Annotated in this window: 13 protein-coding genes; 5 read left to right on the top strand and 8 right to left on the bottom strand. The window is 68.4% G+C overall.

Features of this window, described 5'->3' with window-relative positions; translation table 11 throughout:
- Positions 1-152 precede the first annotated feature (152 nt).
- The gene (locus J2S55_RS47160; protein WP_306876085.1) at positions 153-1,175 is read right to left on the bottom strand and encodes an alcohol dehydrogenase catalytic domain-containing protein; all 1,023 of its coding nucleotides are present in this window, start codon (positions 1,173-1,175) and stop codon (positions 153-155) included.
- A gap of 288 nt (positions 1,176-1,463) precedes the next feature.
- Between J2S55_RS47160 and J2S55_RS47155 the strand changes: the two genes are divergently transcribed.
- Both J2S55_RS47155 and J2S55_RS47150 read left to right on the top strand, forming a co-directional pair.
- Positions 1,464-1,649, top strand: coding sequence for a hypothetical protein (locus J2S55_RS47155; RefSeq protein ID WP_306876084.1), 186 nt, complete (start codon positions 1,464-1,466; stop codon positions 1,647-1,649).
- Positions 1,650-1,679: 30 nt separating this feature from the next.
- On the top strand, positions 1,680-3,080 hold the full coding sequence (locus J2S55_RS47150; protein WP_306876083.1) for an FAD-binding protein: 1,401 nt from the start codon (positions 1,680-1,682) through the stop codon (positions 3,078-3,080).
- 410 nt (positions 3,081-3,490) lie between these two features.
- Here the strand turns inward: J2S55_RS47150 and J2S55_RS47145 are convergent, their stop codons facing one another.
- Entirely contained in the window at positions 3,491-4,543 is a 1,053-nt protein-coding gene (locus tag J2S55_RS47145) for an NAD-dependent epimerase/dehydratase family protein (RefSeq protein WP_306876082.1), read from the bottom strand.
- Positions 4,540-5,955 (bottom strand): nucleotide sugar dehydrogenase, encoded by a 1,416-nt coding sequence (locus J2S55_RS47140; RefSeq protein ID WP_306876081.1) that lies wholly within the window; start codon positions 5,953-5,955, stop codon positions 4,540-4,542. The genes J2S55_RS47145 and J2S55_RS47140 overlap by 4 nt, the downstream gene beginning before the upstream one ends.
- A 710-nt stretch (positions 5,956-6,665) precedes the next feature.
- Between J2S55_RS47140 and J2S55_RS47135 the strand changes: the two genes are divergently transcribed.
- Entirely contained in the window at positions 6,666-8,843 is a 2,178-nt protein-coding gene (locus J2S55_RS47135; RefSeq protein ID WP_306876080.1) for a peroxidase family protein, read from the top strand.
- A gap of 164 nt (positions 8,844-9,007) precedes the next feature.
- Here J2S55_RS47135 and J2S55_RS47130 read toward each other — a convergent pair whose 3' ends face one another.
- The 3 genes from J2S55_RS47130 to J2S55_RS47120 all read right to left on the bottom strand — a co-directional run bounded on the left by J2S55_RS47130 (position 9,008) and on the right by J2S55_RS47120 (position 12,157).
- Entirely contained in the window at positions 9,008-10,075 is a 1,068-nt protein-coding gene (locus tag J2S55_RS47130) for a glucose-1-phosphate thymidylyltransferase (protein ID WP_306876079.1), read from the bottom strand.
- Positions 10,076-10,173: 98 nt separating this feature from the next.
- Complete coding sequence (locus J2S55_RS47125) at positions 10,174-10,473, bottom strand: hypothetical protein (RefSeq protein ID WP_306876077.1); 300 nt, start codon at positions 10,471-10,473, stop codon at positions 10,174-10,176.
- Between the two features lie 403 nt (positions 10,474-10,876).
- Positions 10,877-12,157: a MalY/PatB family protein gene (locus tag J2S55_RS47120; protein WP_306876173.1), complete on the bottom strand. Its 1,281-nt coding sequence runs from the start codon at positions 12,155-12,157 to the stop codon at positions 10,877-10,879.
- Positions 12,158-12,896: 739 nt separating this feature from the next.
- Between J2S55_RS47120 and J2S55_RS47115 the strand changes: the two genes are divergently transcribed.
- Positions 12,897-13,217: a hypothetical protein gene (locus J2S55_RS47115; RefSeq protein WP_306876075.1), complete on the top strand. Its 321-nt coding sequence runs from the start codon at positions 12,897-12,899 to the stop codon at positions 13,215-13,217.
- A 495-nt stretch (positions 13,218-13,712) separates the two neighbouring features.
- On the opposite strand, the gene J2S55_RS47110 is transcribed toward J2S55_RS47115, so the two are convergent.
- Entirely contained in the window at positions 13,713-13,952 is a 240-nt protein-coding gene (locus tag J2S55_RS47110; protein ID WP_306876073.1) for a hypothetical protein, read from the bottom strand.
- Complete coding sequence (locus J2S55_RS47105) at positions 13,949-14,239, bottom strand: type II toxin-antitoxin system Phd/YefM family antitoxin (protein WP_306876071.1); 291 nt, start codon at positions 14,237-14,239, stop codon at positions 13,949-13,951. The genes J2S55_RS47110 and J2S55_RS47105 overlap by 4 nt, the downstream gene beginning before the upstream one ends.
- Before the next feature lie 335 nt (positions 14,240-14,574).
- Between J2S55_RS47105 and J2S55_RS47100 the strand changes: the two genes are divergently transcribed.
- Positions 14,575-14,754 (top strand): hypothetical protein (locus J2S55_RS47100; protein ID WP_306876069.1); only part of this gene is annotated, 180 nt, incomplete at its 3' end.

Here is a 14,754-nt window from a genome sequence, read left to right as displayed (position 1 = left end):
GGCGTGCCGCCGGCGTGGAGGTGTCCCCGGAGGGGGCGCGGTGGCGCCGGCGGTACGTCGGGCGCCCGGGTGGGCGGCGTGGGCGGCCTGGCGGCGGCCCGGTCGCGCCGGACGCCGCGGTGGCCGCGCCCCTCCAGCCGCATGCCGTCCGGTCAGTAGGTCACGACGGCCTTGAACCGGACCTCGCCCTTGGCGACCTTGTCCAGCGCCTCGGCCACCTGGGTCTTGTCGAACACCTCCACCTTCGGCGTCACCTTCCCGGAGGCGACCACCTCCAGGGCCTCCTTGAGGTACTGCGGACCCTCGTGGGTGGCGCCGAGCACCTGGTGCCGCTGGGCGAAGAACGGCCTGGCCAGGTCCGGCGCGAGCGTGAACGGTTCCAAGCCGTCGATCCCGGCCAGCACGATCCGGCCGCCGAGCCGCAGCCCTCGCATGCTGTCGGTGGCGGCGGCGTAGGAGGGGCCGGTCGCCAGGATCACGTCGGCGCCGCCGGCGGCGAGCAGTTCCTCGCCGCTGCCGACGACGGTGTCGGCGCCGAGCTCCCGGGCCAGGGCGTGCTTGTCCGGCGACCGGGTGATGGCCACGGTCTCAAATCCGCCGGCGGCGGCGAACTGCAGCGCCAGGTGCCCCAGACCGCCGATGCCGAGGACGGCGACCCTCTCCTTCGGCCTGGGGGCGCCCACGCGGAAGGCGGACCAGGCCGTGTAGCCGGCGCACAACACCGGGGCGGCGAGCTCGTAGTCCAGGCCGTCGGGGAGCAGCACCGTGCCGCTCGCGGCGGCCACCATGTACTCGGCGTGCCCGCCCGGCACGGTGAAGCCCGTCATCGCGGGGGCCGCGCAGCGGAACGCCGCCTGCCCGGAGACCGGCAGTTCGAGCGCGCAGTAGTCGCATCGCCCGCATGTCCCCTGGATCCAGGTGGTGCCGACCCGGTCACCGACCTTGCGGGAGGTGACTCCGGCGCCGACCTCCACGACCTCGCCGACCGGTTCATGCCCGGTGACGGCGGGGGAGAAGGCGGGGAAGGGGATGATGCCCCGTGTGGCCAGTACGTCGTTGTGGCAGATCCCGGACGCGTGAACCCTGATCAGCACCTCACCGGGGCCCGGCCGTGGCGTCGGCACCTCACGCAGTTCCCACGCGGCATTGACCTCTGGAATGACGGCAGCCTTCATTGCCAACCCACCTTCGCGGTGCGGGGAATTAGTCCTACGGCGGGTCCGGCTCGAGGCCGCGCACCGCTGGAAGACGCCGGTCTCGGCCGTTGCGCGCTCGGCAGGTGGCACCGCGGCCGCCGCCGGGCTCCGCAACCGCATCCTCACACCGGCGCATGGGTCCGGCATCTTTTCGATTGCGCTGTCGCGGACGCGCCGGCCGGGCGTCGCAGGGTGCGATCGGCGCCTGCGCGACTACGCAATTCAGGAGATGCCCGGCGGCACGCTCACTTGTGACGATGCGAGGGCGTGGCACAGGCGGCACCGACGCGCCGCCTGTCCGGAAATGCTGCTTTTCGCAAGCGTCCCGCCGAGAAAAGGAACAGCACGGTCGATGTGGGGCTCTCATCCACCGGCAACGGAACCGGCGTCGACAAGGCAAGTCCCGAACGTGGTTGTCCGATTCTGTTCGGCGACATCCATCGGAATGCCTGATCTGGATCGAGACTCGAGGAGATGATCGCCATGAGTATTAAAGTCGGCGACCGTGCGGTCGTGCTCGGCGGAAGTATCACCGGATTGTTCGCCGCCAGCGCGCTCAGCAAGGCCTACCGCGAAGTGGTGCTGGTGGACCGTGACACGCTGATCGACGTGACCGAGTGGCGACGTGGCGCCCCGCAGACCCGGCACATCAACGGGCTGCTCGCGCGCGGCCAGCTCGCTCTGGAGGAGATGTTCCCCGGGATCACCCAGGAGATGGTCGACGACGGGATCCCGCTGTCGGACATGGCCGGCACCGTGCGCTGGTACTTCAACGGCGAGCCGCTGAAGCAGGTCCGCGCCGGCCTGACCTCCATCGCCGCCACCCGCCCGATCATGGAGTTCTACGTCCGCCGGCGGGTGCAGGCCATGCCCAACGTCACCTTCATGGAGAACACCGACATCGTCGGTCTGGTCACGACGGCCGATCACTCCCGGGTGACCGGGGCGCGGGTGCAGGCTCAGGCCAAGGGCAGCAAGGAGCAGATCCTTGAGGCGGACCTGGTGATCGACGCCGCCGGCCGTGGCTCGCGGACTCCGCTGTGGCTGGAGCAGATGGGGTATCTGCGGGTCCAGGAAGACGGGATGAAGGTCGGCCTGGGTTATGTCAGCCGGCACTATGTGCTGAAGCCGGGCACCGACCCGTTCGGCACCGACCACTCGATCAACCCGGTCGCCTCCGCCACGCTGCCCCGGGGCGCGATCTTCACCAAGACCGACAGCGGCAAGGTGGAGCTGACCGCCTACGGCATCCTCGGCGACCACCCGCCCACCGACCCGGAGGGCTTCAACGAGTTCGTCAAGACCCTCGCGGCGCCCGAGATCTACGAGACGATCATCCAGGCGGAGCCGCTCGACGATCCGGCGCTCTTCCGTTTCCCCACCACGATGTGGCGCCGTTACGACCTGCTCCCCTACCTGCCCGAGCGGTTCCTGATCATGGGTGACGCGGTGTGCACGCCCAACCCGGTGTACGCCCAGGCGCAGACGCTGGCCTCCCTTGAGGCGCTCGCCCTGCACCGGCACCTGGCGAGGGGGGTGGCGCCGAAGCCGAAGGACTTCCAGCAGGATGTGGCCGACATCATCAAGCCGGCGTGGGAGATGACCTCGAGCGTCAACCTCAGCTTCCCCGGTGTGCAGGGGAAGCGGACGCTGAAGGTCCGGGCCGGCAACGCGTTCATGCGTCTGCTGCAGAAGGCCGCGACCCAGGACCCGCGCTTCACCGCCGCGTTCATGAGGGTGGCCGGGCTCATCGACCCGCCGGAGACGCTCATGCGGCCGGCGCTGATCATCAGCGTGCTGCGGCAGCTGTGGCGCAAGCCCGCGCTGCCCAGCGTGCCGCAGCGGACCGTCGCCCGTCCCAGGTCGAAGGCCGCCGCCAGGTGAGCCGCGTGCCGGGTGGAGGAGCGGGCCGGTCGGCCGGTGACTTCATCCGGCCCGGCCGCGCCGAGATGAGCGCGGCCGCGCGGATGTGACCGCCGGGCCGGGGCCCCGTGCAGGCCCCGGCCGCCACGGGTCCCGGTGCCGGGGCCGGCGGCGTCCAGGCGGCCGCTGACGGAAGGTGTCCGCCCCGCCGGAGACGGCGGGGCGTCCGTCTGTCCGGGTGCGGGCGCCGGCCGGTGCGGTGCGGGGGGCCGGAGGCGGCGGAGGTGCGCGGCCGTCCGCCTGTCGAGGGTGGTCCGGGCAGGTCTGGGCGGGATGCCTGAGCGCACGCCGTAGGCGCGCTGAGAGCCGGCGCGGAGGGGTCCTTTCCGGGACCCGCCCGCGCCGGCTCTCAGCTTTTGCGCGCCGGAGGGTCAGGTCGCTCCGCTGTCGGGCAGGCCGAGCCACCACGGGCTGGAGCGGGCCCATTCGATGGTCTGCAGGAGTCCCTCGCGCAGCGGGGTCCGGCAGTCCCAGCCCAGGATCTCGCGTGCCTTGGCGTTGTCGGGGACCCGCCGGGACAGGTCCTCATAGGCCGGGCCGAGCCGCTGGCTGGTGTCGACGTCGATGATCGACGGGCCGGCCCCGGTCAGTTCGGCGATGAGCCGGACGACGTCCCCGACCGTGGTCTCCACCATGCTTCCGACGTTGAAGGACTCACCGACCGCCTTGGGGTGGGTGGCGGCCAGGATGGTGCCTTCGATGGCGTCGTCGACGAAGGTGAAGCACCGCGTCTGCCGCCCCTGGTCGTAGACCACCATGGATTGCCCGTTGAGGGCCCGGTGGATCGACCGGCTGACGATGTAGGCGGGCCGCTGGCGGGGGCCGTAGACGTTGAAGTAGCGCACGATCGTGGCCTCCAGCCCGTGCTGGCGGGCGAAGGCGAAGGTGAGGTGCTCGGCCAGGGCCTTGCCCGAGGAGTAGGACCAGCGGTCGGAGGAGGTGGCGCCGAGCACCCGGTCGCTGTCTTCGCGCCACGGCACGGCGGGGTTCTTGCCGAAGACCTCGCTGGTGCTGGCCAGGATGACTTTCGCGCCGGTCCGGTGGGCGAGGTCCAGCACGTTGCGGGTGCCGGTGAAGTTGATGTCGATGACGTCCATCGGGCGGGCCAGGTACTGGTCGACGCCGACGACCGCGGCCAGGTGGTAGACGATGTCGGTCCCGGGGGTGATCGCCTCGGCGAGTCTCGCCGGATCGCGGATGTCGCCCTCGACGTGTCTGGCGTGCTGGCCGGTGGAGGTCTTCGACGGCGGTGCGCCGTCGAAGACGGTGACCTGGTCGCCTTGTGCGATGAGCCGCTCCACCAGGTGGCTGCCGACGAAGCCGCTCCCGCCGGTGACGACCACCCGGGACGGGCGGTGCACCTGGTCGTTGTGGGGCTTGCCGGCCGCGGCGCCCGCGCCGCCGCTCTCGTGCGCGGCGCTCATGAGCCCGACTCCACGTAGAGTGCGGCCACGGGACCCTCGACGAGGCGCGAGACCGGCGCCACCGGGTAGCTGTGCGGGTCGGGGGCGGCGGGGGCGCCCACCCGCCCGATCCCCTGGTAGAGGTAGCCCAGGCGGCGCAGTGAGGCGATCTTCTCCTTGGAGTAGTAGGCCCGCCCGTCGAGCAGCAGGCATGATCGGGCGACGGGCAGTGCCGCGAAGTCGATGTCCTCGAACTCCCGGTGCAGTGCCAGTACGGCGATGCAGTCGGCGTCCTGCACGGCCTCCTGCAGGCTCGCCGCGGGCGTGATGCCGAACAGTTCCTCGGCGTGGGCGACGTCGACCAGCGGGTCGAAGATGCGCACCTGGGCGCCGGTCTCGACCAGGGTCTCGACCACTCCCCGCGTCGGGGTGGCCCGCAGGTCACCGGTGTTGTTCTTGAAGGCCAGGCCCAGCACGGCCACCTTCGCGGTCGCCGGGTTCTTGCCCAGCTTGACCAGCTCGTCGATGGCGAGCTGCGCCGTGTACTCCGGCATCCCCGCGTTGACCTCGCGGCCGGCCGGCGCGGTCAGGATCTCCACGCCGCGCCGGCGGGCCGAACGCCACACCATCCACGGGTCCTTGGTCAGGCAGGAGCCGCCCACGCCGACGCTGGGCAGCAGGATGTTGACCGTGCCCTTGCCCTTGGGGATCGTGTTGGCCGCGGCGATGACGTCCAGCACGTCCACGTCGTACAGGGCGCAGAACTTGGCCAGCTCGTTGGCGAGGGCGATGTTGAGGTCGATCCACCAGTTGTCGGCGAGTTTGACGATCTCCGCCGATTCCAGGGAGTCCAGCGGGATCACCTCGACTCCGAGGACCCTGTGCCAGAACGCCGCCACGTCCCGGGTGCTGTCCGGCTCCAGCCCGCCGGCCACGATGGGGAAGGTGCGCAGCTCGGCCAGGGCGGTGCCCTCGGCGAGCCGTTCCGGGGTGAAGGCCAGTCCGAAGTCCACACCGCCGATCAGCCCGCTCTGCTCCAGCAGCGGCAGCACGACATCTCGGGTCGTGCCCGGCGGCACGGTGCTCTTGAGCACCACCAGCTGACCCTGGCGGAGGTGGCGGCTCAGCTCCAGGCACGCGCCGCGCAGCTGCTCGTCGGCCAGCGCCCCCTTCTCGCGGATCGGGGTGCCGACCGCGATCAGCACGACGTCGGCGCTAGCGAGCTCGGCGCTGTCGGTGGTGACGCGCAGCCGCCCGGTTGTCACCCCGCGAAAGATCATGTCGGCCAGCCCCTGCTCCTGGAACCGGCAGTAGCCGCGGGCCAGTTCCTCGATCAGCCGGGGATCGGTGTCCACGCCGACGACGTCGAAGCCGCGGTCGGCCAGTGTCGCCGCGATGCACGAGCCGACATACCCAAAGCCGATGACTGCCACTTTAAGGTTTTCACGGTCGGGCAGAAAACGCATCTACGTCTCCAATCGAGAGAAATACGGGGTCGATCCTTCGTCATCAGTGAGCGGCGACCTGAATTCTCCGTTGGGGCGTGCTGGCGTAGGTTTCCGAGAAAGTATGAGAGAAACAGACCGAACCCCGATAGACAGCCGAGTGATCTCGCGTCGCCACCAAATGATCGCTGCTTTCTCGTTTGGCCATCGGCCGCCCTGGATCCGTCGATCCTCAGCCCATCGTCATCCCGGCCGCTCTACGCTGCATCTCCTGGCTTGCCCAACCGCCGGAGCACGCCGACTGCGGCGCCGGCGGCCGCCCCGGGATGCCCGGAGCCGGCACAGGTGAGGCCGTCTCGGCGGTGCCGCGGAGGGCGGCGGATCGGCGGCCCTCCCATGTGCCGCGGCCCGGTGGCCGATACCCGCCTCCATCCGCTGATCTGGGCCTTTTGTGGCGGGATGGTCAGGGCAGGCGCGGCATGTGCCGCAGCGGGCTGTGACCGCCGGTTCAGCGGCGACCGTGCCGGCCGGCACAGCCCGCTGCGGAGGGTTACGGCGTACCCGCAAAGCACTCACAAATCCACTCATATTCCGCAATTCAGAAGATGTGGTGTCGAGAGGCTGGGTGTGAGGCTGCACGGGATAACGATTCTCCGGCGGAACCGCCGCGGTCATCGGTGTGTGGAGAGGAGAACACCATGCGTGCATTCGCGCGCCCTGGTCGCCATCGGACCCGGCGTGGAAGAGCACTCTCGCTCGTCGCGCTCGTGGTCGCCGGCGGACTGAGCATGAACGGCACCGCCCACGCCGACGACGGCGGGGTCTCGGACCGCCCGATCCTGGGCATCTGGGAGGCGCAGAGCCTCAGCGGTGCCAAGAACAACCGATCCCACCCCGACTGGGGTGTGGCAGGGGCGCTCTACCCCCGGCTGGCCCCGGCGCGCTACGCCGACGGACTCAACAAGCCGGCTTCGGGGCCCAACGCCCGGTACGTGAGCAACCGTGTCTTCAACGACAGCAACCAGAATCTGTACTCCGAGCGCAACGTCAGCCAGTGGGGATTCGTCTGGGGCCAGTTCCTCGACCACACCATGGCCCAGCGGCTCGGCCGGCGGGGGACCGGCGACCCCGGGGAGGCGTTGAACACCCCCTTCGACAAGAACGACCCGCTTGAGAAGTTCCGCAACGACCTCGGGGTCATCTTCTTCGAGCGTTCCGCCCCCGCCCCCGGCAGCGGTGTCACCAGCGCCCGCGACCAGATCAACACGATCAGTTCCTACATCGAGGCCTCGGCCGTCTACGGAGACACCGACGCGCGCCTGGACTGGATGCGTGAGGGCAGCGTGGACGGCAACCCGGACAACAACGACGCGCGGCTGCTGATGCCGGGTAACTACCTGCCCCGGCGAGACAGCCGCGGCAACCCCGACACCGCGCCGGCCATGGTCATCGGCGGCCAGCTGTTCACCAAGCCGACCCGGGCCGCCGTCACCGGCGATCAGCGGGCCAACGAGAACCCCGCGCTGCTGGCCACACAGACGCTGTTCGCCCGTGAGCACAACCGGATCGTCTCCCTGCTGCCGAGCTGGGTGTCGCAGCAGGACAAGTTCCAGATCGCCCGGGCCGTCGTCATCGCCGAGCAGCAGTACGTCACCTACAACGAGTTCCTGCCCACGCTGGGTGTGACGCTGCCTCCCTACAGGGGATACAAGCCGAAGGTGGACGCGACGGTCACCAACGAGTTCGCGACCGTCGGATACCGCGGGCACAGCCAGATCCGCCCCAAGTTCAGGATCACTGCCGAGACCGGCCGCTACAGCCAGGCCACGCTGGACGCGCTGAAAGCGATGAACATCGACGTCGTGGTCAAGGACGACGAAGTCGAACTGGCCATCCCCCTGGGCGAAGACGCCTTCTTCAACCCCGACCTCCTGGAGATGCTCCAGCTGGGGCCCATGCTGCACGGCATCGGCCTGAAGGCGCAGAACAAGAACGACGAGCAGATCAACAACCTGTTGCGCAGCGCGGGCTTCGAGCTCTCGGGCAACCCGCTGTGCGGCGACGACCCGACGCTGCCGGACTGCGTCGTCGGTGTGACGGACCTGGGCGCGCTCGACATCGAGCGGGGCCGCGACCACGGCATGCCGACCTACAACCAGCTGCGTCAGGCGTACGGCCTGCCGGCGAAGACCTCGTTCAAGGCCATCACCGGTGAGGCGTCCGACTCGTTCCCCTCCGACCCGTTGCTGACCCCCGGCAACGAGATCAACGACCCGGACAGCATGGACTTCACGCAGCTGTTCGACATCAACGGCAACCCGACCACGGCCGAGGCGGACAACGCCACCAGCGGTGTGCGCCGCACGCCGCTGGCCGCGCGGCTCAAGGCGGTCTACGCCAACGTGGCCGATGTCGACGCCTTCGTCGGCATGATGGCTGAGCCGCACCTGCCGGGCCGGGAGTTCGGCGAGACGCAGCTGGCGATCTGGAAGAGGGAGTTCACGGCGCTGCGCGACGGCGACCGCTTCTTCCACGCCAACGACCCGCTGCTGCCCTTCATCCGGAAGGTCTTCGGGATCGACTACCGCAAGCCGCTCGGTGACATCATCGCCCTGAACACCGACATCCCGCGGGACACCATGTCTCCGAACGTGTTCTTCACCCCGCAGGCCCAGCAGCAGAGCAAGGCGGCCCCGACCCCGTCGGCTGCCGAGCCGGTGGTGCCCAACTCCTCCACCCGCGCCGGTAACGGCCGCGCCGCCACCTTCCGGGCACCCGGGGGACCGGCCGCACTGCCGGTCGGACAGGCACCCGGCGTGTCGCTGACCCGCAGGGCACGCCGCAGGACCCCACGCGGCACCGGCGCGGAGATCTGATCACCGCAACGGCCCCCTGAACGGATGTACGGCCTCGCCGCCGGTAGTGGCTCGGAGCTTGTGTCCCTGCCACTGCCGGCGGCGTTGAGCGTTACGAGGAAGGCACGGCCCCGCAGCGGGTGTCCTCTTTGCCGCCTCGGGTGCATCGGGCCTGTCCTGGCCGCCTAGGCGGCTATCTCGATCCGCCCGTGGTCGCCGACCACCAGACGATGGCTGTCTTGACCGCGGCCGCCGGGACCGACGGTGGCGAAACGGCCGATGAGCGAGCCGCGCAGGCCGGTGACCTCGGAGATCGACGCGCTGTCCAGCACGATGGAGTCGGCCAGGCGCGCGGCGCGCAGCACGCAGTCACGGCCGATGGAGGTGTTCGGCCCGATGTGGCTGTCCTCGATCAGGGTGTTCGCACCGATGATCACCGGCCCCTCGATCCGGGACCGGACCACGCGGGCTCCCGGCTCGATGACGACCCCGCCGTTGACCCTGCTGGCGGTGTCGACCTCTCCGGCGATGCCGGCGTCCAGTCCGCCGAGCAGCCGGCTGTTGCACTCCAGCAGGTCCTCGATGTTGCCGGTGTCCTTCCAGTAACCGTCGTACTCGCTGGCCTTGACCTCGGCTCCCTGGGTGACGAGCCACTGGATCGCGTCGGTGATCTCCAGCTCGCCACGGGCGCTCGGCCGGATGGCGGCGACCGCCTGGTGGACGGCTGCGGTGAAGAAGTAGACGCCGATGAGGGCCAGATCGCTGCGCGGCTGCTGTGGCTTCTCCACCAGCCGTTGCACCGTGCCGTCGGCGGCCAGCTCCGCGACCCCGAAGGCCCGGGGGTCGGCGACCTTGCGCACCACGATCTGCGCGGCCGGGCGCCTGGTGCGGAACTCCTCGGCGATGGAGACCACCCCGTCCGGCAGGACGTTGTCGCCCAGATACATCACGAAGTCGTCATCGCCGAGGTAGTCCCGCGCAGTCGTCACACAGTGCGCCAGCCCCAGCGGCCGATGCTGCTGCAGATAGGTGATGCGCGCTCCGAAACGGGAGCCGTCCCCGACGGCTTCGGCGATCTCTGCCGCCCAGTCGCCGACGATCACACCGATCTCGGTCACGCCCAGGTCGCGGATGTTGCGCAGCACATGTTCCAGAACCGGCCTGTTCGCGACCGGGATGAGCTGTTTCGGCATGGAGTAACTGAAAGGGCGTAGTCGGGTACCCGATCCGCCGGCCAACACCAGAGCCTTCATGAGAATGCTTCCTTTGCCGCAATAGATGTTCGCAATAGAGGTTGTCCTGCCGGCATGCCCGCTCTCGGCCTCAGGCGCCGGAGGCGAGGCCGTCACCGCTACGCGGCGCGGAGTCCTGCCGACTCGGCGAGGACGACGCGGGAGGTGCGGTGCACTTCGGCGTGCCGGCTCTGCGTGCATCGGTTGCACCGGTTGCCGGGCTCCGACGGCCGGACAGGGCTGATGTGAGCCGGAGGCGCCGGATCGAACTCGTGCCGGAAGACGTCGATCGCCTTCTGCAGGCTGAGCGTGATCCGCCGCTGCTCCTCGGCCTCACGCATCAGGGTGGTACACCGCTCGCGGAGCTCGACGAGTTCGCGTTCCTCGACGACCGTCTCGCCTGCTGGATGATCAATCATTTCCTCTCCAAAATGTTCGTGTCCCAGATGGCTGGATCGACGTCAGAAGCGCCGGGTCGCTCATTCCGGGCCCCGGTCCCGCGGCCGCGCCTGCCGCGGGACCGGGGCCGGCGGGCGGAAAGCCCGCACGGCCACGGCTGGTCATGATGTAGGAGAAATGTCAGAAAAGATGGAACGGTAATCGCCATTTATTGCCTGGCTGCATTGTCGAAATTTACCGGCGAGGTGGCCGGACCGGCATTTCTTGACCTCCCTTTCCGTCTATCCCTCGCACCATCAACTCTGCACGTCCCGAGACCGGGGAACCAGATGAATCAAAGTCAGCATGTTGCCTGCCGGTAGCCACTTCCTGCCGACCCGGCGCCGGACAGGGTAAAGGTCACCGGCCGGATCGATCCCGGAGTCAAGGATCGCTCCCGTGATCACACGGTGAATTCGGCAACGGCACGATCCGAGGGGAGGAGCAACGGTCGTCGAGACTGAGCGCGGCCAGATCGTGGACGCTCTGGCACGGCCCGTCGAGTGATGCGGCCATGCGCCGGACCCCCTCGATGATCTGCTGGGGGGAGGTGGCGAAGTTGAATCTGACGAAACCCCGCCCGGGCGTGCCGAACCTGTAGCCGGGTGAGAGCGCGACCCTGCCATGACGCAGGAACACCGCGGCCGGATCCTCACCGAGGCCGAGGGCCCGGCAGTCCAGCCAGGCCAGGTAGGTTGCCTGAGGCGGCCGGTAGCCGACCGCGGGCAGATGTTCGGCCAGCAGGTCGGCCAGAAGCCATCGGTTGCTGTCCAGGCCGGTCAGCAGATCGGTGAGCCAGGGCTCCCCGGCGGTGAAGGCGGCCTCGGAGGCGATCACACCGAGCAGGCCGGCGCACTCGCTGACCTCCTGATGGATGGCGGCGACGTCGGCATGGGCCTCAGGGCCGAAGATGGCCAGAGCCGCCTTGAGGCCGGCCAGGTTCCAGGCCTTGGCCGCCGAGACGAAAGTGATCGACCGGGCCGCGGCCGGCGTGTTCAGGGAGGCGAACGGCACATGCCGTACGCCGGGATAGGTCAACGGCGCGTGGACCTCGTCCACAATGATCCGGACCCCGTAACGGTCGCCGAGTTCGGCGACGGCCAGCAGCTCGCCGCGGCTGAGCACCAGACCGGTGGGGTTGTGCGGGTTGCATAACAGATAGGCCTCCGCCCCCGTGGCGAAGTCCCGTTCCAGCCGATCCAGATCGAGCCGGTAGCCGTGAGGGCCAGGGGAGAGCGGGTTGTTCACCACACGGCGGCCGATGCGGTCCAGCCAGTAGAAGAACGACGGGTAGCCGGGAGTGTTGACCACCACGCGGGCACCCGGGTCGGTGACCAGGCTCAGTGTCTCGACGATCCCGGTCATGACATCCGGCACCAGGCGCATGCCGGACGGCTCGGGTTGCCAACCGTAGCGCCGGGAGGCGAAGCCGGCGAACGCCTCCGGCAGCCGTCCGGCGACCGCGTAGCCGGTGTCGCCATGGGCGATGGCGGAGGTCAGCGCGGAGGCGATGGGTTCGGCGAGCGGCGTGTCCATCTCCGCCACCCACATGGGCAGCACGTCCGGCGGGCATTCCCGCCATTTGACGCTGCGTCGTTCTCGTAGCTGGTCCAGGTGGTACGCGGTGAGCGGGCTGTCGATCCGATCGGTACCGGCGTGGGTCACGTTGGTCAAGGGGATGTCCCTCCATTTCTCGGACTGCGCTGTGGAGCACGTGGTTTCAGGGTGGTTCCGATCGGCAGGAAGGCTCCGCCGGCGAGTACGGCCCGCCATGAGATGCGATGCTCCGTCCATGAACTCGGTGATGAAGGGATCGCCCGGCGTTCTGCTCCACCGGATGGAATTCACGCCGGACGTGCGATGGAGGGCCGGTGGAACACTCGACGTACAAGCGCGATTTCCTGCGGATCACAGTGCATCCGCCCGATCCACGCACCGTGAGAACCTCATCGAACTACCGACTATCCAAATTGTCCTTCCTCGTATAAATGTGATCCGTTATAAATGACTCTGCGCGCTTTATGCGCCATAAACCAGACAGAACGGAGCCAGCAAGTTGCCTGTTGATGACCGCTTCCTGCCACCTATTGCGCACAACGGCCCGGCCAACAGAAACGACAATCCGTCCACCGCCGGATGATGAGAACAACGGCCGGAGAAATAAATTTTCCACCTGTCGAACGGTGAGCTGACCCGGCGCATCACAGGCACCGCCCCGGCATGTCTCCGGGCCGCGCTCGCTCGGGATCAGGCGAAAAGAATGGAGAAGGGCAGCCGTTACGGGCAGCATGGAGCGGTTGGCCACTGATCAAGAAGGCTTGACGCACATGCTCATCGAAAACCTCGCCACACACCCGGACCTGCTCAAGCCGGCACTCGAACTCGGTGACATCGTGCCGAGTTCATGCAACACGACCGGATCGGCACGCTCACCCGAGCCAGACGTCTGGCCGCGCGGTGGCCGGAATACTTCCTGGTAGTGCTCGACGGCGATGTTCCCGTGGCGCGGGCGGTCAGCGTGCCGGTCGCGTTTCCGACCCCCGAGCGGACAGAGAAGCCCGACCACGGCTGGGACGGCGTCATCCTCCGGGCAGTGCAGGACGCGCTCGACAACCGGCCGACGACCACGCTGGTGACGGCCTGCGCGCCTGCACCTGTGACAACGGGATGGGTAGGCCGGTGGCATCGGTACGCCCCACCGGCAAGGTCCGGTGCCCCAAACTGACAATGGAGGAGTACGCCGCCAGGCGCCGAGCCGACGGGCTCCCCGAGGATCCATGGCTCCGCACCCACGAGCGGCTGGGCGCACGATCCGTCAAAATCACCCCGTCCGCGATGAGCATCACCGGAACGCTCGAGCAGTGGCACCGATGGACCGGCGCGCCGCAGGGTCTAACTTCGTCGAAGGAGGTATCGCTCCAGTCCTGGCCTCGGCTGAGCAGGACCTCAGTGTCTACGTGGAACCGAACGTCTGGCTCCAGCACTCCCTCGAGCCTGCCACTTGAGAGGGTGGAGGGCACCCGCCTCGCCGGCATGTTCACCTCTCCGATGGCGAACTGCCCCGCGACCCTTGACCTTCTTGCCCGCGCCGAAGCCATGGCTGATGGCCAGGACGCTGTCAGCGGGGTTGATCGACCACGAGTCGATCAACCCGGCCGCGGGCTTTCACTCTTGATCTCCGACCCCGCCCACGGCGCGCGAGGCCCGATGCGTACGGCACTCAGGTGTTGGCACGGACGACCCAGATGGAAACGTGATCCTCGCCATGGGTGTAGCGCAGGGTGAAAGAGTCCGTCACAATCTCGAAGGCATCAGGGATCATGCCGTAGGGACGCGCGCCGAGCGGCTCCGGCTCATCGACCAGGCCATAGACGGTATCGAGGACGGTGATACGCAAGCCCGGCGGCAACGCCAGAACGGCCTGCTCAGCTTGGGGGTCGAAAAGGACTCGCCGCTTCAACGGCGCTCGCCCGGATGGGAGACGCCGAAGTGACTGTACATCTGCTCGGCGGTCTCGAAAGCGACCGGCGTGGTCTCTCCGCGTCCGGCGGAGTCGATCCGATCCTGGAACTCGGCGATCTCACGTTCGGCACGCAGCTTCTGGAGCTCGGTGTAGTCGTCCTCACTGATGAGTACGGCATGCTCGTCGGCTGACCGGCTGATTCTCACAGGGACGTGGGCATGAACGGCGCGGGAGACCAGTGTGCCCAGGCGCTTGCGAGCCTCGACGATTCCGATCTGTTCCATATCCATGTGAGCATAGTAGTTCATGTGTTCAATGTGTACACCACTTCGGCGTGCTATCGCCGGCGATGATGCTGCTGGCCTCGGCAGACGGGAACCACGTGTCAGTCATTGCTCAGCCAGTGCAGGCCAATAACAGACACGGTCCGCGACGTGATCCACCGCTTCAACGAGATCTGCCTGGCCTATCCGGAGGAGACCTTCAGTGGGCGGGAGACCGTCCCCACCTGCTCAACGCTGACGCTGTGAACATGCCCGCATCTGCAGCGAGAAAGGCACTCGCTGGGGCGGACACCCTCTCGTCGAAGCTGCCTGACCCATCGCTGACTGCACCCTTCGTGACGACAATCAATCCTCGCGGGAGCCTGCGCGATCGCGACGAAGTTCTGGCTCATACCGATGATCGAAGGCTCCGTCTCGATCAGGCGCAGTACGGACAGCAGGTGGTCACGCTGTACTGCGTCCTCCAGCCGCTGGGCAAGGTCGGGGAGAAGCAGCTTGACATCGCCGCTCGCGCT

Source organism: Streptosporangium brasiliense (assembly GCF_030811595.1).
Taxonomy (GTDB): Bacteria; Actinomycetota; Actinomycetes; order Streptosporangiales; family Streptosporangiaceae; genus Streptosporangium; species Streptosporangium brasiliense.
Note: the sequence above shows the minus strand (reverse complement) of the source record. Positions and strands in the feature narration are given on the sequence as shown.